The 19,428-nt window shown below is 61.1% G+C and carries 19 protein-coding genes; 13 read left to right on the top strand and 6 right to left on the bottom strand.

What is annotated here, in order from left to right; all coding sequences use genetic code 11:
- Positions 1–103 precede the first annotated feature (103 nt).
- Complete coding sequence (locus PR018_RS05870) at positions 104–1,219, bottom strand: sn-glycerol-3-phosphate import ATP-binding protein UgpC (RefSeq protein WP_142822476.1); 1,116 nt, start codon at positions 1,217–1,219, stop codon at positions 104–106.
- Positions 1,220–1,439: 220 nt separating this feature from the next.
- Between PR018_RS05870 and PR018_RS05865 the strand changes: the two genes are divergently transcribed.
- The 5 genes from PR018_RS05865 (at position 1,440) to PR018_RS05845 (ending at position 7,875) form a co-directional block, all read left to right on the top strand.
- A complete protein-coding gene (locus PR018_RS05865; protein ID WP_142822474.1) occupies positions 1,440–2,897 on the top strand; it encodes a cryptochrome/photolyase family protein in 1,458 nt (485 codons plus the stop codon).
- On the top strand, positions 2,894–4,249 hold the full coding sequence (locus tag PR018_RS05860) for an NAD(P)/FAD-dependent oxidoreductase (protein WP_142822472.1): 1,356 nt from the start codon (positions 2,894–2,896) through the stop codon (positions 4,247–4,249). Before PR018_RS05865 ends, PR018_RS05860 begins: the two co-directional genes overlap by 4 nt.
- Entirely contained in the window at positions 4,246–5,097 is an 852-nt protein-coding gene (locus tag PR018_RS05855; protein ID WP_142822470.1) for a DUF1365 domain-containing protein, read from the top strand. Before PR018_RS05860 ends, PR018_RS05855 begins: the two co-directional genes overlap by 4 nt.
- A gap of 95 nt (positions 5,098–5,192) precedes the next feature.
- Positions 5,193–6,452: an SAM-dependent methyltransferase gene (locus PR018_RS05850; RefSeq protein ID WP_142822468.1), complete on the top strand. Its 1,260-nt coding sequence runs from the start codon at positions 5,193–5,195 to the stop codon at positions 6,450–6,452.
- Positions 6,439–7,875 (top strand): MFS transporter, encoded by a 1,437-nt coding sequence (locus PR018_RS05845; RefSeq protein WP_224128474.1) that lies wholly within the window; start codon positions 6,439–6,441, stop codon positions 7,873–7,875. Before PR018_RS05850 ends, PR018_RS05845 begins: the two co-directional genes overlap by 14 nt.
- Here the strand turns inward: PR018_RS05845 and PR018_RS05840 are convergent.
- Both PR018_RS05840 and PR018_RS05835 read right to left on the bottom strand, forming a co-directional pair.
- Positions 7,811–8,641, bottom strand: a complete 831-nt coding sequence (locus tag PR018_RS05840; RefSeq protein ID WP_142822467.1) for an SDR family NAD(P)-dependent oxidoreductase — start codon at positions 8,639–8,641, stop codon at positions 7,811–7,813. The two genes, PR018_RS05845 and PR018_RS05840, sit on opposite strands and share 65 nt — an antisense overlap.
- Before the next feature lie 100 nt (positions 8,642–8,741).
- Positions 8,742–9,392 carry a ChrR family anti-sigma-E factor gene (locus PR018_RS05835; protein WP_142822465.1) on the bottom strand — a complete coding sequence of 217 codons (651 nt, stop codon included), beginning with the start codon at positions 9,390–9,392 and terminating at the stop codon, positions 8,742–8,744.
- Positions 9,393–9,604: 212 nt separating this feature from the next.
- Here PR018_RS05835 and PR018_RS05830 point away from each other — a divergent pair, with 212 nt between their 5' ends.
- The 4 genes from PR018_RS05830 to PR018_RS05815 are packed head-to-tail and all read left to right on the top strand — an operon-like array spanning position 9,605 to position 12,827.
- Positions 9,605–10,645, top strand: a complete 1,041-nt coding sequence (locus tag PR018_RS05830) for a cysteine synthase A (protein WP_142822463.1) — start codon at positions 9,605–9,607, stop codon at positions 10,643–10,645.
- A 6-nt stretch (positions 10,646–10,651) separates the two neighbouring features.
- Entirely contained in the window at positions 10,652–11,389 is a 738-nt protein-coding gene (locus tag PR018_RS05825; RefSeq protein ID WP_142823576.1) for an alanyl-tRNA editing protein, read from the top strand.
- A 17-nt stretch (positions 11,390–11,406) separates the two neighbouring features.
- Positions 11,407–12,261, top strand: a complete 855-nt coding sequence (gene sseA, locus PR018_RS05820) for a 3-mercaptopyruvate sulfurtransferase (protein WP_142822461.1) — start codon at positions 11,407–11,409, stop codon at positions 12,259–12,261.
- 2 nt (positions 12,262–12,263) lie between these two features.
- Positions 12,264–12,827, top strand: coding sequence for a GNAT family N-acetyltransferase (locus PR018_RS05815; protein ID WP_142822459.1), 564 nt, complete (start codon positions 12,264–12,266; stop codon positions 12,825–12,827).
- A gap of 2 nt (positions 12,828–12,829) precedes the next feature.
- Here PR018_RS05815 and PR018_RS05810 read toward each other — a convergent pair whose 3' ends face one another.
- Entirely contained in the window at positions 12,830–12,994 is a 165-nt protein-coding gene (locus PR018_RS05810) for a hypothetical protein (protein ID WP_162854756.1), read from the bottom strand.
- Between the two features lie 114 nt (positions 12,995–13,108).
- On the opposite strand from PR018_RS05810, the gene PR018_RS05805 reads away from it, so the two are divergent.
- Entirely contained in the window at positions 13,109–13,618 is a 510-nt protein-coding gene (locus tag PR018_RS05805; RefSeq protein ID WP_142828865.1) for a DUF1203 domain-containing protein, read from the top strand.
- Positions 13,619–13,633: 15 nt separating this feature from the next.
- Here PR018_RS05805 and ald read toward each other — a convergent pair whose 3' ends face one another.
- Entirely contained in the window at positions 13,634–14,752 is a 1,119-nt protein-coding gene (gene ald, locus PR018_RS05800) for an alanine dehydrogenase (protein ID WP_142822456.1), read from the bottom strand.
- A 151-nt stretch (positions 14,753–14,903) separates the two neighbouring features.
- On the opposite strand from ald, the gene PR018_RS05795 reads away from it, so the two are divergent.
- The 3 genes from PR018_RS05795 to PR018_RS05785 all read left to right on the top strand — a co-directional run bounded on the left by PR018_RS05795 (position 14,904) and on the right by PR018_RS05785 (position 17,896).
- Positions 14,904–15,365 (top strand): Lrp/AsnC family transcriptional regulator, encoded by a 462-nt coding sequence (locus PR018_RS05795; RefSeq protein WP_142822454.1) that lies wholly within the window; start codon positions 14,904–14,906, stop codon positions 15,363–15,365.
- Positions 15,366–15,453: 88 nt separating this feature from the next.
- Positions 15,454–15,798, top strand: a complete 345-nt coding sequence (locus PR018_RS05790) for a PilZ domain-containing protein (protein ID WP_244615219.1) — start codon at positions 15,454–15,456, stop codon at positions 15,796–15,798.
- Between the two features lie 112 nt (positions 15,799–15,910).
- Positions 15,911–17,896 carry a bifunctional 2',3'-cyclic-nucleotide 2'-phosphodiesterase/3'-nucleotidase gene (locus PR018_RS05785; protein ID WP_142822451.1) on the top strand — a complete coding sequence of 662 codons (1,986 nt, stop codon included), beginning with the start codon at positions 15,911–15,913 and terminating at the stop codon, positions 17,894–17,896.
- Positions 17,897–17,960: 64 nt separating this feature from the next.
- Here PR018_RS05785 and PR018_RS05780 read toward each other — a convergent pair whose 3' ends face one another.
- Positions 17,961–19,229, bottom strand: coding sequence for a GGDEF domain-containing protein (locus PR018_RS05780; protein ID WP_142822449.1), 1,269 nt, complete (start codon positions 19,227–19,229; stop codon positions 17,961–17,963).
- Positions 19,230–19,428: the final 199 nt, after the last annotated feature.

Below are 19,428 nucleotides of genomic sequence, written 5' to 3'. Positions count from 1 at the left end.
CGTGCCCGCCATTTTCGTTCCCGCCCGCGACTGCTCATGAAAATGCCGCTGGAGTAGGGCTCCAACGGCATTAGATAGACCATCTTGATAAATTCACGTCAGATCAGGAGACCAGTTCCAGCTTCCGCACCGGTGCCGTTTCCGGCAGGTCGAGGCGCAGGTCGGTTTCGTTGGAGAACAGGTGGATGTGCTCGGCAGGCAGGTGCAGGGCGATCTCCTGGCCGGTTTCGCTGGTGATATGGTCGGAAATGCTGAGCGCGAAGTTCGAGCCGTTGATGTCGGAGTGGATGACGCGACCGGCGCCGAGCTCCTCGACGAAATCGACAGTCGCCGGGATGCTGCCTGGCGTCCCCACCGGCACCATGTAGGCGTGCTCAGGACGAATGCCGAGGGCTGCAGCGCGCCCGGCATTGGCCCTGCCGATGGCCGGATCGACCGGGATCGGAATGCCGTCGAAGATGAAGTGCGTGCCGTCTGCGGCGAACGAGCCCTCGAGAAAGTTCATCGCGGGAGAACCGATGAACGAGCCGACGAAACGGGTGCGCGGCTTGTTGTAGACTTCCAGGGGCGTGCCGACCTGCTCGACTTTGCCTTTGTACATCACCACCAGCTTGTCGGCGAGCGTCATCGCCTCGACCTGGTCGTGGGTGACGAACACGGAGGTGGCTGACAGGCGCTTGTGCAGGCGGCGGATCTCGACGCGCATCTGGACGCGCAGCTTGGCATCGAGGTTGGACAGCGGTTCGTCGAACAGGAAGACTTTCGGCTCGCGGATGATGGCGCGGCCCATCGCGACGCGCTGACGCTGGCCGCCGGATAGCTCGCCCGGCTTGCGGTCGAGAAAATCCTCGAGGCCGACGATGCGCGCCGTTTCCTTGATGCGGCGGTCGCGTTCCTCTTTTGGCACGCCGGAAACCTTGAGCGCGTAGCCCATGTTGGCCGCGACGTTCATGTGCGGATAGAGCGCATAGTTCTGGAACACCATGGCGCAGCCGCGCTCGCGGGGCTCCAGCTGATTGACAACCACGTCGTCGATGACGATCTCGCCGCTGGTGATATCCTCGAGGCCTGCGATCATCCTGAGCAGGGTGGACTTGCCGCAACCGGACGGCCCGAGGATGACGACAAACTCACCGGAACGAAAATTCAGATCCACGCCGTGAACAACCTTGTTGCTGCCATAGGCCTTGCGGACCTGTTCGATGCGGATTTCTGCCATGCTACACTCCTTGCCGATATGGCCGGAGAGCTAACCACGTTGCATAACAGAACGGTGACAGCCCTCGGAGAATCTGATGCGACACTGCATTTCGCTTGCTTTCACGGCGGCATCCGGCGCCGGGGACAAGGCTGCGCGGGTTTTCGCCGCAAGCCTTGAAACCTTTGATCCGACAACAACGTAGATGCGTAACAGACTTCAATCAGAAGGAAAAAGGGGGATGACAGCAGTGACGAAGGCGAGCGGATGCACCATCCTTTGGTTCCGAAAGGACCTCCGGCTCGACGACAACCTCGCGCTGCATGCCGCCTGCGAAAAAGGCCGGCCGATCATTCCCCTCTATATACGCGAACCCGATAAAGACGGCACGGGACCGCTCGGCGCCGCACAGCGCTGGTGGCTCCACCACTCGCTGACCGCGCTTCAGGCGTCTCTCCGCAACCTTGGCAGCGACCTGATATTTGCAAGCGGCGAGGCACTTTCCGCGCTCTCCAGGCTTATCGAAACCTCGGGCGCGACCGGCGTCGTCTGGAACCGCCGCTACGACCCGGCCGGTATCGCCGTCGACACCGAGATCAAGCGGCAACTCGCCGAGCGCGGCATAGAGGCTACCAGCTTCGCCGGCCAGCTGCTGCATGAGCCTTCGAAGCTGATGACCGGCGGAGGCACACCCTACCGCGTGTACACGCCGTTCTGGCGGGCGCTCGAAAGCCGCGGCGAGCCGCCGGAGCCGCTGGATGCACCGAAGGAAATCACAGCCCCTGAAGCGTGGCCGGACAGCGAGCCATTGTCGGACTGGAAACTGCTGCCGACAAAGCCGAACTGGGCGCTGTCGTTCTCCGACGTCTGGGTGCCGGGCGAGGCATCGGCTCGCGAACGGCTCGACGACTTCGTCGACGAGGCGCTGACCGGTTACAAGGCGGATCGTGATTTCCCGGCCAAGCCCGCGACCTCGATGCTTTCTCCGCATCTGGCACTCGGCGAGATATCGCCGGCCCGCATCTGGTATGCGACGCGCAACCTCCCGAAGAGCACGCCGCAGGACGACGTCATCCATTTCCGCAAGGAACTGGCCTGGCGGGACTTTTCCTATCATCTGCTGTTTCACTTCCCGGCCCTTCCCTCCGCCAACTGGAACAAGCGTTTCGACGCCTTCGAATGGAGGACGGAAACGGATCTGTTCGAGGACTGGACGCAAGGGCGCACAGGTTACCCCATCGTCGATGCCGGCATGCGGCAGTTGTGGAAGCATGGGTGGATGCACAATCGCGTCCGCATGATCGTCGCCTCGTTCCTGATCAAGGATCTGCTGATCGATTGGCGTAAGGGCGAGGAGTGGTTTCGCGATACGCTCGTCGATGCCGATCCCGCCAGCAATGCTGCCTCCTGGCAGTGGGTCGCGGGCTCCGGGGCCGACGCCTCGCCGTTTTTCCGCATCTTCAATCCCATCCTGCAGGGCGAGAAATTCGATCCCGAGGGGACGTATGTCCGCGAGTTCGTTCCGGAACTGGCCGAACTCGGCAACAAGTACATTCACCGGCCGTTCGAGGCACCGGCATCGGTGCTCGGCAAGGCGGGCATCGCCCTCGGCAAGACCTACCCCAACCCGATCGTCGACCACGCAAAGGCCCGTGACCGGGCGCTGAAAGCCTATAGTGCAGTAAAGGACGCCGCATGAACGCCCTGTTTGCAGACCCTGGACACAACGGCGCCCACCGCATGAAAATCGCGGTAATCGGCTCCGGCGTTTCCGGCACCTCCGCCGCCTGGGCGCTTCACCCGGTGCACGATGTCACGCTCTACGAAAAGGCGGACCGGGCGGGCGGGCACACGGCAACTGTCGATATCGACTATGACGGCACGCCGATTTCCGTCGACACCGGGTTCATCGTCTACAACGAGCAGAACTATCCGAACCTGACGGCGCTATTTTCCGAACTGGGTGTCAAAACCCATGCCAGCAACATGAGCTTTGCACTATCGCTCGACCGCGGCAGGATGGAATGGAGTGGCGATAATCTGGGGACGCTGTTCGCCCAGAAACGCAACCTGCTACGCCCATCCTTTCTCTGGATGGTGCGCGAGATCATGCGCTTCAACAAGACCTGCCTTACGGACCGCGCCGCGGGCCATCTCGCCGAACGCTCGATCGGCGACTACCTCGACTGGCGGGGTTTTTCGCCGGGCTTCACCAACAACTACCTGATCCCCATGGCGGCCGCCATCTGGTCGACACCGGCAGCGCAGATGCTCGACTTCCCCGCCGAGCATTTCGTCAATTTCTTCGACAATCACCGCCTGATCTACCTCAAGCAGCACCAGTGGCGCACGGTTACCGGGGGAAGCCGCAACTATCTGGAAAAGCTTCTGTCACCGCTCGGCGACCGACTGAAGCTGTCATGCGGTATCCGCGCCGTCCAGCGTCGCGACGATCACGTGTTGATCACCGACGAGCATGGTCGCGAAGCGATCTACGACAAGGTGATTTTTGCCGCCCACAGCAACCAGACCCTGGCGATGCTGAAGGACGCAACGCCCGAAGAACGACGCCTGCTCGGCGCTATCCCCTACGGCCCTAACCGTGTCGTGCTCCACCGCGACCTCTCCCTGATGCCGAAGCGCCGCAAGGTCTGGGCGTCCTGGAACTATCTCCGCTCCAGCGCAGGCGAAGGCGAGAAAGGCTGCGCTGTCAGCTACTGGATGAACCGGCTGCAAGGCATTCGTGACGACCATCCCCTGTTCGTCACCCTCAACCCTGATCGCGAACCCGATCCGTCTAAGGTGTTTGCCGAGTATTCCTACGACCACCCGCAATTCAACGGCGGCAGTATGGATGCACAATTGCGGCTTGCCAGCATACAGGGGCGGAACCACAGCCATTTCGCCGGCGCTTGGACTGGATACGGCTTCCATGAAGACGGCCTGACCTCCGGTCTCGCGGCAGCCGAGGCGCTCGGCGGCGTCATCCCGTGGCGCGCCCCGAGGCAGGCTGCCGTCCGTGCCAAGCAAGAACTTGAAGTCCTGGTATGAGGAAGCCTCTGGAAAAGGGCGGTGTCAACCTCGAGCGCAACGGTCCGGTGCCTCTTGTGCCCGCTGCGCTCTATACCGGCGAGGTGATGCACCAGCGCATGAAGCCGTTCGGACACCGCTTCCAGTACCGGGTGTTCTCGCTGTTCGTCGATCTCGATCGTCTGGTCGAGGCGGACAGACTGTCGGCCCTGTTTTCAGTGAACAAGAGAAACCTGGTGGCTTTCCATGAGAAGGACCATTGCGGCGACAGTGCCACGCTACGCGCCTATGCCGACGGACTGCTGGCAGACGCCGGTCTTCCAGAACGGGCCGCCCGCATCGTGCTGGTCTGCTACCCGCGCATCCTCGGCTACGTCTTCAATCCGATTTCCGTCTATTACGCCTACGACGCCAACGAGCGCTTGATGGCTGCCATCTACGAGGTCCGAAACACGTTCGGCGAGCGGCACACCTATGTGTGCCCGGTCAGCGACGGCGAGATGACCGAAAGTGGACTGCGCCAGAGCTGCGACAAGATTTTTCACGTTTCGCCCTTCATCCCGATGCAGATGCGCTATCATTTCCGCATGCTCCCGCCGGGCGATGAAATTCGCTGGCGTATCCTCGAAACCGATGCGGAGGGTCCGTTGCTGGCGGCCACATTCACTGGACGTCGGCAGACAATGGCAACCGCGACGCTTCTCGCGCTGACAGTCCGCATCCCATTCCTGACCCTGAAGATCGTCGCCGGCATTCACTGGGAGGCACTGAAGCTATGGCTCAAGGGGGCTAAATACATCCCCAAGCCAAAGGCTCCGCCTCCCGTCAGCATCAAGCCGCAGCGCATAACCCTGGAGGCCGCAGAATGACTTGGGATTCCCCGACAATAGATGCCAAGGACTGGCAAGTCCCGGTCGCACATCATATAGGTGCAGGAGCCAAGCCAATTGCTACCGGAGCATCGATGACTGACAGGCAGGACTGGACGAAATTCGCCGAGGGCGCCGAGATTCTGACGCACGACAACATCGCGCGCGTCTCCAAGGGATTGCCGTTTAAGGCGCGACTTGCCCTTCGCGGGCTGCTGCAGATGCAGACCGGTTCGCTCGCCATCCAGATGCCGGACGGCCGCAAGGTAGTCGTCGTCGGCAAGATGGAGGGTCCCAAGGCGGCCGTGACGCTGCGAAACTGGAAGCTCGCCTACCGGGCGCTGCTTACGGGCACGATTGGCGTCGCGGAGACTTATATGGACGGCGATTGGGACAGCCCCGACATCGTGTCCTTCCTGCAGCTTTTCCTGATCAACGGCGAAGCAGCCGACCAGTATGCCAACGGCACCGGCGGCATCATGCAGGTCGTCGAGAAGATCCGCCACTGGATGCGCGGCAACAGCAAGGCCGGATCCAAGCGCAATATTTCGGCGCATTACGATCTCGGCAACGACTTCTACAAAGCGTGGCTCGACCCGAGCATGACCTATTCCTCCGCGCTCTATTCGACCGGCGCCAACGACCTGCAGTCGGCCCAGAATGCGAAATACCGGGCCTTGGCAGAGGCCACCGGCATCAAGCCGGGCGACCATGTGCTGGAGATCGGCTGCGGCTGGGGCGGGTTTGCCGAATTCGCCGCGCGGGAAATGGGGTGCCGCGTTACTGGCCTGACCATCAGCCGCGAACAGCTGGTCTTCGCCGAAGAGCGTATCCGCAAGGCTGGCCTCAGCGATCGCGTCGATTTCCGCTTCCAGGACTATCGCGACGAAACCGGTGTCTACGACAAGATTATCTCCATCGAAATGTTCGAGGCGGTTGGGGAGAAATACTGGTCGACCTATTTTTCCAAGTTGAAGGACTGCCTGAAGCCGGGTGGCCAGGCTGGCCTGCAGATCATCACCATCAAGCCAGAGGCCTTCGCGAAGTACAAGGCCAACCCGGACTTCATCCAGAAATACGTCTTTCCCGGCGGCATGCTCCCGACGCCGGAACATCTCCTGGCGCTGAGCCGGAAGGTCGACCTGTCGATGGTCAAGGATTTCGGTTTCGGGCTCGACTACGCCCGGACGCTGGCTGAATGGCGCGACCGTTTCTGGGCCGCCTGGGAGCGGGTGAAGCCGCTTGGGTTCGATGACCGTTTCAAGCGGCTCTGGGACTTTTACCTGTTTTACTGCGAGGCGGGCTTCCTCTCGCGCAATATCGACGTGCGCCAGGTGGTTTTTGCCAGGGCGTGACGCGGACGGACTGCGTTCACCGCAGTCGAGCGGTCAACGACAGATCGGCTGGTGGCGGCTTCTGGCTTACGCGCTGCCGGCAGCGCCGCTCGCAGCGCTCGGCCTGCCGCTCTATGCGGTGGTGCCGACCTACTACACCGAAACCATAGGCCTCCCCCTTGCCGGCGTCGGCTTCGTGCTGCTGCTGGTGAGAATATTCGATGCCGTATCCGATCCGCTGGTCGGCATGGTCGCGGATCGCTTCCGACCTCGCTTCGGCCGACGTCGCCTGCTTTTTTCGCTTTCGGTACCCATCGCCTCGCTTGCCGCGCTGATGCTCTATTCGCCGCCACCGGGTGTGACGCTTCTGTGGCTTGGCGTCTGGGGCGTAGTGCTGTCGCTCGGCTATACGATGGCGATGGTGCCCTATTCGGCATGGGGGGCGGAGCTTATCGACGACTACAGCGGGCGCACATCGCTGACCAGCCTTCGCGAGGGCATCTCATTGATCGGGGTGCTGATTGCCATCGTCGTGCCGTTCGCCATCGGCATGGAGCGCGGAGCTCCAATTTCCGGGCTCGCCGTGCTCGGGATCGTGGTCGCGATCAGTCTGCCGGTCTCGGGCCTGATAGCCGTGATCTTCGTGCCGGAACCGCGCGAGCATAGCGTCGCCGGGATAGCCCTCCGACAGAGCCTCGGATTTCTTGCGGCAAACATGCCGTTCGTCCGCCTGCTGATCGCGTATTTCATCAACGGCTTTGCAAACGGCATCCCCGCGACACTCTTTCTCTATTTCGTATCGGACCGGCTTGGGTTGCCGCAATCGCGCGGGCCGCTGCTGTTCGTGTATTTCCTGTTCGGCATCGCCGGTGTTCCGCTGGCGACGCTGGCTGCCAGACGCTTCGGCAAGCACCGCGCCTGGTGCATTGCGATGATCGTTGCCTGTGCCGCCTTCGTCGCGGCACCGCTGCTGCCTTCCGGTTCGCTCTATGGTTTTGGCGCGATCTGCATCGTCACGGGCCTTATGCTGGGGTTCGATTTGTCTCTGCCCCCGGCAATTCAGGCCGATGTCATCGATGTGGACACCGCCCAATCCGGCTCGCAGCGCGGCGGCCTCTATTTTGCGGCCTGGGGTCTGGCCACCAAGCTGTCACTGGCTGCGGGTGTTGGGCTGATTTTTCCGCTGCTATCTGTCTTCGGCTTCGATGCTGCGGCCGGCGCCGGCAACCGGCCGGAGGCTCTCTGGACGCTGGCCATCGCCTATGCGTGGATACCCATCGCGCTGAAGCTCGCCGCCGTGGCGCTTATGTGGAATTTTCCGCTCGACGAGGCAGCGCACAAGCTGTTGCGCTCCCGCATCGACGGCAGCAGGCCAGCCGCTACTCGGCTGGATGCGGAGAGGGATCGCGCGGAGACTCCACCGCGCGCTCGGGCCATCCGGTAAACCGGTTGATGACCTTGAAATAGAGATTGTAGGGCAGGAATTTCAGCAGCTTCAACCGTAGTGTAAAACTCTTCGGAAAGCTGATCTCGAAGGAGAGCGACTTCAGGCCTGCGGCAATCTCATCGGCAGCGACCTGGGCGGTCACCAGCGACGGCATAGGGAATTGGTTGTTCTTTGTGGCTTCGGTATCGACGAAGCCCGGATTGATGACCTGGATTCGGATGCCGAGTTTATCGAGATCGAATTTCAGGCTTTCGGCCATGTTGATGAGCGCCGCTTTGGTGGCTCCATAGGCAGCACTTGTCGGCAGCCCTCCGTAGCCGGTCACAGACGAGACGATAGCAATCTGGCCCTGCCCCTTCGTCTTCATGTGACGGACTGCGGGGATCAAACAATTGACCACGCCGGACAAGTTGACGGAGAAGCTCCGCTCGAAGTCCTCGTGTTTCAGATGCGCACCGTCGACGGGCAGATAGACGCCGGCATTGAAGATCGCCATGGCCAGAGTGCCGTGCTGGTACTCTATGGCGGCGACGGTGTGTTCCATGTCCTCGGCACTGGTAACGTCGCCATCGAGAACGATGATGCTGCCGGCAAGTCCTGCCGCCTCCAACTGGAGTTCGAGCAGCTTGTCATGGTTGCGGGCGGTCACGGCGACCCGGTACCCCTCACCCGCCAGCTTGAGCGCGAGCGCCCGTCCAATGCCCGAGCTGGCTCCGGAAATCCAGACGATCCCATGATCGGGTCGGGCGACATAGTCACGCATCTCGTTTGCTCCTCGGCGGGTCCGGTTCAACACCAGGCGATGTCAGAAAGTTCCTGTCCAGCAGTTTGTCGCTGCCGATAGCACGCTATTGTGGCTGCTTTCAGCCGAGCAGGTCGCCAACGAGACGCGTCAGCGGCCCCTTGAATTTTATCGGCGCCTCGAGCACCGAAAAGGCAATGCAGGGCCGGTCGTTTTCGGCGACCGGCCGGTGTACGATGCTGTCGTCGGCGATCGATATCTCGCCCGGCCCGTAGCGGCCGCGCGCATCCGAGAATGCACCCTCCAGCACCAGCGTCAACTCGGCGCCCTCATGGGTGTGGGTCGGCAGCTTCCTGCCGGCTCGGATCCACATCAGGTTCACCTTGCAGCCATCGATTTCGCCAAGGCCGTATTTCTTGAAGCCCGGCAACTTGCTGCGCCACGGGATATCCGCAAGATCGTAACCGATGAAATCGCGCAGCGTCTGTGGCAACCCGCCGTCACCTGATCTTTCGACCGGTCGTGGCGCCGGTTCCGACGAGGCCGGCGACGCGAAAATTGCAGCAAGCCGGGCGTTCCTGTCACCGGGATTTGCGGCGGGCATCTGTTCCAGAGCCTCGCCTGCAAGTGCTTCCAGATCATGGACGATTAAACGATTGATGGGCTGCATCTCGAGATGGGCAGCAACAAGAATGCGGGCAGGTTCCGGAAGCGAGCCGGCAACATAATGCGCCATAAGCGCGTCGAAAGTATCGATCTGATTGCCCACCATATTCGTTCCGACCAAGACCGTTCACCCGCTCGAACTTTTCTGCTGACGCTTACGCCAAAAGTCAATCAACAGATCACCAAGGCAGACTTATTGCTTGGAGCCAATGAATTTTATCGCACCGGCCGCCCTATGAGAACGGTATTTCTTGCCAATGCCGCCTTGTGGAGAGAAAAGACCGTTCTTACAATAGGATCAAACAGAAGGCAGATCCCATGAGCGTTTACCCCTCCGTCCTCGAAGCGATCGGCCACACACCTCTTATCAAGCTGAAGGGCGCCTCAGAGGCGACCGGCTCGACGATCTATGGCAAGGCGGAATTCCTGAACCCTGGCCAGTCCGTCAAGGATCGTGCGGCGCTCTACATCATCCGCGATGCCGAGAAGAAGGGACTGCTGCGGCCGGGAGGCGTCATCGTCGAGGGCACGGCCGGCAACACCGGCATCGGCCTCACTCTTGTCGCCAAGGCGCTGGGCTATCGCACCGTCATCGTCATCCCGGAAACGCAGAGCCAGGAGAAGAAGGACGCGCTGAGGCTGCTCGGCGCGGAACTGGTCGAAGTTCCGGCTGCCCCTTACAAAAACCCCAACAATTACGTCAAAGTCTCCGGCCGGCTCGCAGAACAACTGGCAAAGACCGAGCCGAACGGCGCCATCTGGGCGAACCAGTTCGACAACCTCTCCAACCGCCAGGCGCATATCGAGACGACGGCGCGCGAAATCTGGGATGATACGCACGGCAAGGTCGACGGCTTCATCTGCGCGGTCGGTTCCGGCGGCACGCTGGCCGGGACGGCGATAGGTCTGCATGGCTTCAACAAGGGCATCAAGATCGGCCTCGCCGATCCCGAAGGTGCATCGCTCTATGAGTTCTATGCGCATGGCACGCTGAAATCCGAGGGATCGTCGATCACCGAAGGTATCGGCCAGGGGCGCATCACAGCCAATCTCGAGGGCTTCAAGCCTGATTTTGCCTACCGGATCTCTGATGCGGACGCATTGCCGATTGTCTTCGACCTTGCAGCACATGAGGGGCTATGCCTCGGCGGCTCCTCAGCCATCAACATAGCCGGCGCGATGCGGATGGCGAAGGATCTCGGCCCCGGGCACACCATCGTCACCATCCTCTGCGACTATGGCAACCGCTACCAGTCCAAGCTCTTCAACCCGGACTTCCTGAAATCAAAGGGCCTGCCTGTGCCGGATTGGCTGACGGCGTCCCCGCAGATTTCCGTTCCCTATGAACGGGTCGCGTGATTGCCGATGACAGTCGAGGCGCTCTTCCGTGACGATTTCTATCTGTCGACCGTCGAGGCGACGGTGACTGCAGTGCACGAGGACGGCAGCATCGAGGTCGACCGGACCTGCTTTTATGCAACATCGGGCGGTCAGCCCGGCGATACCGGATTTCTGGAACGCAGCGACGGCTCAAGGATCATGCTTGGCCAGGCCCGCCATGGCGCGACCAAGGACATTATCCTGCACACACCGCTCGAAGGCGAGGCCGTGCCTTCCGTCGGCGAGACAGTGGTTCTGCACATCGACTGGCCGCGCCGCTACCGGCTGATGCGGATGCACACCGCCTGCCATCTCCTGTCAGTCGTCTGCCCCTACCCGATCACAGGCGCTGCCGTCGGCGAAGACGAGAGCCGCGTCGACTTCGACATGAGCGAGGCGATCGACAAGGACGATGTGACGGCGAAGCTTATGACGCTCGTCAACGAAAATCACCCGATCACCCTGCAATGGATTACCGACGAAGAGCTTGCGGCCAATCCGGGCATCGTCAAGTCCAAGAACGTTCGGCCTCCGATAGGACTTGGCCGGGTCAGCCTCGTCTGCATCGGCGAGAGTTCGTCCGTTGACAGCCAGCCCTGTGGCGGCACACATGTGTCGGAGACGCAGGAGGTCGGCGCGATCTTCATCGCCAAGATCGAAAAAAAGGGCAAGGAAAACCGGCGCTTTCGCATCCGCTTCGGAACGCCCGGGCAAGAAGCCTGAACAGCATGGAGATCAGCATGAGTGTCGACCAAAGCCGTTTTGTCGTATCGGCCGACTGGCTGCAACAGCAGCTTGGCGCTCCGGACCTGAAGGTGGTCGACGCCGCGTTCTATCTTCCGGCGCAGAAGCGGGACGCGGAGGCCGAATACGCCGCCGGCCATATTCCGGGCGCCGTCCGTTTCGATCATGACAAGATCGCCGATCACTCCACAGACCTGCCGCACATGGTGCCCTCCCCGGACTATTTCGCCGAACAGGTCGGCAAGCTCGGGATATCGGTAACCGACCGGATCGTCGTCTATGACGGTCCCGGTATCTTTTCGGCACCGCGCGTCTGGTGGTTGTTTCGCATCATGGGCGCTAGCAACGTCGTAGTTCTGGATGGCGGCCTCGATGGCTGGAAGGCCGAGGGCCGTCCGCTGGAAACGACGACGCCGGATCCGCAGCCAGCGACCTTCACCCCTGTATTCGACGACAAGCGCGTGGTCGGCTTCGAGGACATGCGCGATATCGTCTCCAGCGGCGCCATGCAGATTGCCGATGCGCGCAGCGCCGGCCGGTTCGCAGCCGAGGAACCCGAGCCCCGCGCCGGTATGCGCTCCGGCCACATGCCGGGTGCCCGCAGCCTGCCTTCCGGCTCCTTTTCGACCGGTGGCAAGCTGAAGACGCTGTCCGAACTGAAGCAGACCATAGAGGCCGCCGGCATCGATCTTTCCAAGCCGGTCGTCACCAGTTGCGGTTCGGGTATCACTGCGGCAATCATTACGCTGGCGCTGGAATCACTCGATCACAGCGACAACCGGCTCTATGACGGCTCCTGGACGGAATGGGGAAGCCGGCAGGACACCCCCATCGCCACCGGCAAGGCTTGAACATGACTGAAACATCCATCGCATCGATACCGGTCCAGATCACCCGATTGAAGATGACTGCGCCGCCGAAGACCAGCCTGGCGATCCCGATCAACATCCAGGCCGCAGTGATGCGGGCGCCGAAGATCCCGCTGCCGTTCTACCGCTATCTCTACCGCCAGGTCGGCGCCCGATGGCAGTGGGTGGACCGGATGAGAATGAGCGACGAGGAACTGACGAACGTTCTCCATGACGAGCGCAACGACGTCAGCGTGCTCTACGTCAACGGCGCGCCCGCCGGCTTCTTCGAACATTTTCGCGTCGACGAGGACACGATCGAGCTTAGTCACTTCGGGCTGATAGAGCACGCGCTGGGGCTTGGCATCGGCAAGTGGTTCCTGCTGCAGGCTCTCTATGCCCTGTGGCTTTCGAACCCGCAGAAGATCGTGGTAACCACCAATAATCTCGACCATCCGCGCGCACTGCAGCTTTACCAGATGTTCGGTTTCTCACCGGTTTCGACGGCGCAGGGCACCGTCACGCCGCTGACTGACGACGAGTTGCTCGAGATCATCAAGCGCGGCTGAGGCTAGCGTGACAGGCCGCTTGGCCGGCGCGGATCTGTGCGCCGGTCTATTTCGAGCGATTGTCCGGCAGTCGCCCTGAGATCGGTAACCTCTCGCCGCAACGCGCTGAGTTCTTCCAGTATCTTGTCATTCTGCTTGGCAAGATAGTCGAGATCGATGTTCGGCATGCTGAAGCTCCCTTTTTTGTCGCAAAATAGCGCTTTGAAAACGAACGGCAAGAAACGGGTGGTTTCGCCCTGATCGGAGCCGCATGTCATGACGACCTCAAAGGGAGATTTGTCATGTCCAACATTCGTTTCGCCGCCATGCCCTATGCCGATGCCGAAGCTCTCTGGAGCGGAGCCGCCGATGCCTACGGGAGGCTGCCGGAAACCACGATCTCCGACGGTCCGGGCAATCCCTGCCGGCATTGCCTCCGCAATATCGATGCCGGGGACGCGTTTCTGGTCTTTGCCTATCGGCCCTTTCCGGAGCTGCAGCCGTACGCCGAAACCGGCCCGGTCTTTCTGCACAAGGTGCCTTGCCAGCGCTATGCGGCAGAGGAGGTCCTGCCGCCCGTTCTGTCCGGCACCCGCGACTTCATCGTGCGGGGATACAGCGACAGCAATCGCATCGTCTACGGCACGGGCGCCGTCACGACCACCGACGACATTCCCGCCTATGCCGAAACGCTGCTGGCGCGGCCGGAAATAGCTTATGTCCACGTTCGATCGGCGCGCAACAACTGCTACCAGTGCCGCATAGACAAGCAAAAGGCGCCGGTCCACGGGGAGCCCGGCGCCTTCATCTAACAGTTGGCCTTGCGGTCAGGCAACGTTCAGGATGCTTTCCGGCGCAACGGCTTCATAGCCGAGTGCTTCGGCAACCGCTGCATTGACGATGCGGCCCTTGTGGACGTTGAGACCGTTGCGCAGATGGCGGTCTTCGGCGATGGCGCGAAGGCCGCGATCGGCAAGCGCCAGGCCATGGTGGAGCGTGGCGTTGTTCAGCGCATGGGCGGAGGTCACGGGCACGGCACCCGGCATGTTGGCGACGCAATAATGCACGACGCCTTCGACGACATAGGTCGGATCGGAATGCGTCGTTGCATGGGAGGTTTCGAAGCAACCGCCCTGGTCGATGGCGACATCGACGATGACGGCACCCTTCTTCATGCCGGTCAGCATCTCCCGCGTCACAAGCTTTGGCGCAGCAGCACCGGGGATCAGAACGGCGCCGATGACCAGGTCGGCCGAGAAGACTTCGTCTTCGAGCGCCTGAATGCTGGAATAGCGGGTGTGCACCCGGCCGGCAAAGAGGTCGTCAAGCTGGCGCAGGCGCGGCAGGGAGCGATCGAGGATGGTGACGTCAGCACCGAGGCCTACAGCCATGCGTGCAGCGTGCAGCCCGACCACACCGCCGCCGATGACGGTGACCTTGCCCGGCAGCACGCCCGGGACGCCGCCGAGGAGGACGCCGAGACCGCCATTGGCCTTCTGCAATGCCGTCGCTCCAGCCTGGATCGACAGGCGTCCGGCGACTTCCGACATCGGCGCCAGCAATGGCAGGCCACCACGGTCGTCAGTCACGGTCTCATAGGCTATGGCGGTGACGCCGGAGGCCAGCAGGCCCTTTGTCTGCTCCGGATCCGGGGCAAGATGGAGATAGGTATAGAGGATCTGGCCTTCGCGCAGCTGCGCCCATTCCTGCGGCTGCGGCTCCTTGACCTTGACGATCATGTCGCAGCCCTCGAAAATTTCCTTGGCCGTACCGACGATCTTGGCGCCGGCCGCCGCATAGGCGTGGTCGTCGGCACCGATGCCCGCCCCGGCCTTGGTCTCGATCCAGACCTGGTGGCCGTGGGCGACGTAGTCACGCACGGCAGCAGGCGTCAGGCCTACGCGGTATTCATGGTTCTTGATTTCCTTCGGGCAGCCGATGCGCATGTGCGTTCCTCTCGATAGCCGTCCGCCTCTGCGGATCGTGATGCGCAAGTGAACCATTTCGGCGACGCAATGTCCTTGCAAAGACGGTTTACAGAACGGCCACTTTTCGTCGATAATTGCGTTTTACTGTCAAATATCGAAGGAAATTCGAATGTCTGAGCTGGATGCCATCGATCGTGCCATTTTGCGAGCTCTACAGCAGAATGCCCGGATCACCAACGCCGAGCTTGCCGTCAAGGCGGGGCTTTCGCCATCCGCCTGCTCTCGCCGCGTCGATATCCTCGAAAAGAATGGCACCATCGGCGGCTACCACACGCGCCTTTCGCACAAGGCGCTGGACTACCGGATGATCGCGGTTGTTCATATATCGCTGTCCGGCCAGTTCGCCAAAACGCTGACGGAGTTCGAAACTGCGGTGAAACTTTGTCCCAACGTGCTCGTTTGCTATCTGATGTCGGGCGAGTACGACTACATCCTGCGGGTCGCCGCACGCGATCTGGAAGATTACGAGCGCATCCACCGCGACTGGCTGTCCGCCTTGCCGCATGTGGTCAAGATCAACTCGAGCTTCGCGCTGCGGGAGGTGATCGACAGGCCTAATGTCGGTCTCTGACCGGCGTACGGCGTTTCGAAACTTAAGCTTGGCATAGACTCATTATCAACGTCTGTCGGCTAATCCTTAACTGGAGGCAGGAATGACAATGCAGAACGAACCTAACATGCTCGGTATGAAGGTGCGCAGCCAGGTTCGACGCCATGCGCGCCTGGTCGGCAGCGTCAGATATCTCAACCGTGAAACCGAGGGCCGCATCGTCGATCTTTCGCCCACGGGCCTGGCGCTCGATCTGGGCGGCGCCTTCCTTGGCGCGGCCGGCAGCAAGGTCCGCATCGACTGCGAAGAAATCGGCACCATCGAGGGGACGGTCCGCTGGATGCGCAATGGCCGCATTGGCGTCGAATTCAACCGCAGTTCCAATGCGGCGGCGCAAGTCAGCTCCTATTTCCGATTTTTCCACAAGGATATCACGCCGGTTCTGAAACGCTGATCGCTTGCCGGACCGGTGCCATCTACCTGTCACTTAACGGGTGCACTCCTCGATAAATCATCCTAGTCTCGCCCGGCGTCGGGGGACGTCGATGAATCCTGAGGAGAAAGCCATGCCTGCGAGTTTCGATTTTTCCATGTCCCGCCGCTCGTTGCTGGGCGGTCTCGGTGCGTCTGCAGCACTTGTGATGCTGCACCCCTTTTCGGCGCGCGCAGCCGGCAATCAGGCCCATCTGCGGCTGATGGAAACCACGGATATCCACGTCAACGTCTTCCCCTATGACTACTACGCCGACAAGCCGAACGAGACGATGGGGCTGACGCGGACGGCAACGATCATCGATTCCATCCGCGCCGAGGCGACCAATTCGATTCTCGTGGACAATGGCGACGTTCTGCAGGGCAATCCGATGGGCGACTACATGGCCTATCAGCACGGCATGAAGGACGGCGACGTCCACCCCGTCATCAAGGCGATGAACACGCTCAATTACGATGTCGGCACGCTCGGCAACCACGAATTCAATTACGGCCTCGACTTCATGTTCAAGGTTCTGGGCGGCGCCAACTTCCCGTTCGTCTGCGCCAACCTCACCAAGGGGCAGCTGGCCAGCGACCCGAAGAAGGACGACCTGTTCTTCAAGCCCTATCTGATCCTCGACAAGACCATCAAGGATGGCGCCGGCGAGGAGACGCCGATCAAGATCGGCTTCATCGGCTTCGTGCCGCCACAGATCATGCTCTGGGATATCAAGAACCTCGAGGGCAAGGCGCAGACCCGCGATATCGTCGAGGCCGCCAAGGCATGGGTACCCGTCATGAAGGAACAGGGCGCCGATATCATCATCGCCCTGTCGCATTCCGGCATCGATGGCGCTGCACCAACCGACCGGATGGAAAATGCGTCGCTCTACGTTGCGGCAGTCGAAGGCATAGATGCGGTTTTCACGGGGCACCAGCATCTGGTCTTCCCCGGCCCGAAAACGTGGGATGGGATCAAGGGCGCCGACCCCGTCAAGGGCACGCTGCAAGGCAAGCCTGCAGTCATGGGGGGCTTCTGGGGTTCCCACCTCGGCCTTATCGACCTGTTGCTGGAAAAGGACGGCAAGGACTGGAAGATCGTCGACTTCACATGCGAAGCCCGGCCGATCTATCACCGCGACGAAAAGAAGAAGGTTATCGCCGATGTCGGCGACAAGAAGGAAGTGGTCGAGGCAGCGAAAGCCGAGCACGAGGCAACCCTCGCCTATGTCCGCACGCCGGTCGGCAAGACGGCAGCACCGCTCTATTCCTATTTCGCGCTGGTGGCCGACGACCCCTCGGTCCAGATCGTCTCCAAGGCGCAAAGCTGGTACATCAAGGACATGCTGAAGGAGACGCAGTACAAGGATCTGCCTGTTCTATCTGCCGCAGCGCCGTTCAAATGCGGTGGCCGCAACGGCCCGGACTACTACACCGACGTCGCCGCAGGCCCCATCGCCATCAAGAACGTCGCCGACCTCTACCTCTATCCGAACACAGTGCAGGCCGTGGTCATCAACGGAGCGCAGGTCAAGAACTGGCTCGAGATGTCGGCATCGATGTTCAACCAGATCACACCCGGGGCAAAAGATGCACCGCTGCTGAACCAGTCCTTCCCGTCTTTCAATTTCGACGTCATAGACGGCGTCACCTATCAGATCGACCTTTCGCAGAAGCGTCGGTTCGATGACGACGGCAAGCTGGTGAATGCCGATTCCAATCGCATCCAAAACCTTCAGTTCGACGGAAAACCGATTGATCCTGCGATGAAATTCCTGGTGGTCACCAACAACTATAGGGCTGGCGGCGGCGGCAAGTTTCCGGATATCGCCACGGACAAGGTGGTCTATCAGGCTCCTGATACAAATCGCGACGTCATCGTCCGCTATATCCACGATCAGGGCACCATCAACCCGAGCGCCGATGGCAACTGGACCTTCAAGCCGATGCCGGGCACCACCGTCGTGTTCGACAGCGCGCCGAAGGCGAAGACCTATATCGCCGACCTCAAAAGCGTCCACGTCGAAGATGTCGGCGACGGCGCCGACGGTTTCCATACGTTCCGGTTGGTTCTCTGATCGCGGCCAGCTTTTTCGACGGGCACCGATGGTGCCCGTCGGAACACCCAGCGCAACGCCGGCGTCAGCCCAGCGGCTTCCAGCCGGCGCGGCCGACGACCCGATTGCGGCCGTCGTTCTTGGCCATGTAAAGCCGGTCGTCGGCGATTGCCAGCAGACCGTTGAAGCTTGCGGCATCATCCCCGGACGTTGCAACGCCGATGCTGATGGTGATGGGCTTGCCCCCTGGGTTGCGGATGGTTTCCGCCACCTGCCATCGCAGATGCTCGGCCAGAAGCAGTGCCTCGGCGTGGTTGGTCCTCGTGCAGAGCACCACGAATTCCTCGCCGCCGAACCGGAACAGCCGGTCGGTCGGGCGCAACGCGTTCGAGATTGCTGCGGCGACCGCCTTCAGAACGCCATCGCCTTCGAGATGTCCGAACTGGTCGTTGACCGCCTTGAATTCGTCGGCGTCTATCAGCAGCAGCGTCATGGTTTCGTTACGTTTCTGGCTGTCGCGCAGTATCTGCGGCCCCTCGACCTCCATGCGGTTGCGATCGAACGTACCCGTCAGCAGATCGCGGCCGCTGCGAGAGACGAGATCGTCGTAGCGCTCGCGAAACGTCAGGTCGTGGAACACGTCGAGTACCGAGCGATGCGCGGTGGTCGCCAGATGTCGTCGTATGCCGCGCTGATAAAGCGCGAAAAGCCCCGAATAGATCAGGACCGCGAGAAGCTTTCCGATCCAGCCGCTCCAGAAGGCAGTCATCGGCACGCCGGCAAAATAATGCAGGGCCGCAAAGAAGCCGATCTGGTCGAACGTCAGCAGCACGAAGCCCGCGATCATGAAGCGCAGCACGACCCAGCGCTGTATGAAACGGCCGAGCTTCTCATAGAGCAGGATGATGCCGATGGCGTCGATGTAGAGCAGCGCCGTGCCCCAGATCATCAGCCAGCCCATCTCCCGAAGAAAAGCGAAATCCGTGCCGCGGCCCGGCGATAGTACGGCGGGAATCTGAAATTGCACCGCCCAGGCAATCGTCACCGTGAGCAAATTGCCGAGGAAGAGCCCGTAGATCGGCTGGCGAACGATCGCCGCATCCTCCTGCATATAAAGCATCAGGATCATCATAAGCTTGCCGGCGAAAAACACCGAGGAGCCGGGAGAGACAACGCCGAAAGGCAGTTCGACATAGAAGACGGCTGCCAGGTAGGTTTCCATGAAGTGCATGACGCCGAGTGCCGTCAAGAAGACGCCGAGCCCGATGCGGTGCCGCAAATGCAGGAGCGTCACCATGATCGCAAAATAGGCGACGGCCTCGAGCACGAACAAAGCCAGGTTAAGCTCCCTCATCGCATTGTCCGCTTTCGCCTCTTAAACGTGCTTTTGCACAACGACCGTTTAAGTTTGAAATATAGGACTGCTGAGGTTCCGCCAAGTCTATTGCAGTCGAATCCGGTATTTTGACGCAACGATGTTAACGCTGAACGGGGCTACGCAAGAAGAGAGAGTAGCGAAAAGCGGCGCTTAAGTGCAAAACTGGCAGAAATGC

The organism is Rhizobium rhododendri, from assembly GCF_007000325.2.
Classification (GTDB): Bacteria; Pseudomonadota; Alphaproteobacteria; order Rhizobiales; family Rhizobiaceae; genus Rhizobium; species Rhizobium rhododendri.
The sequence above is the reverse complement of the archived record's forward strand: the minus strand, read 5'-3'. Positions and strand labels throughout refer to the sequence as shown.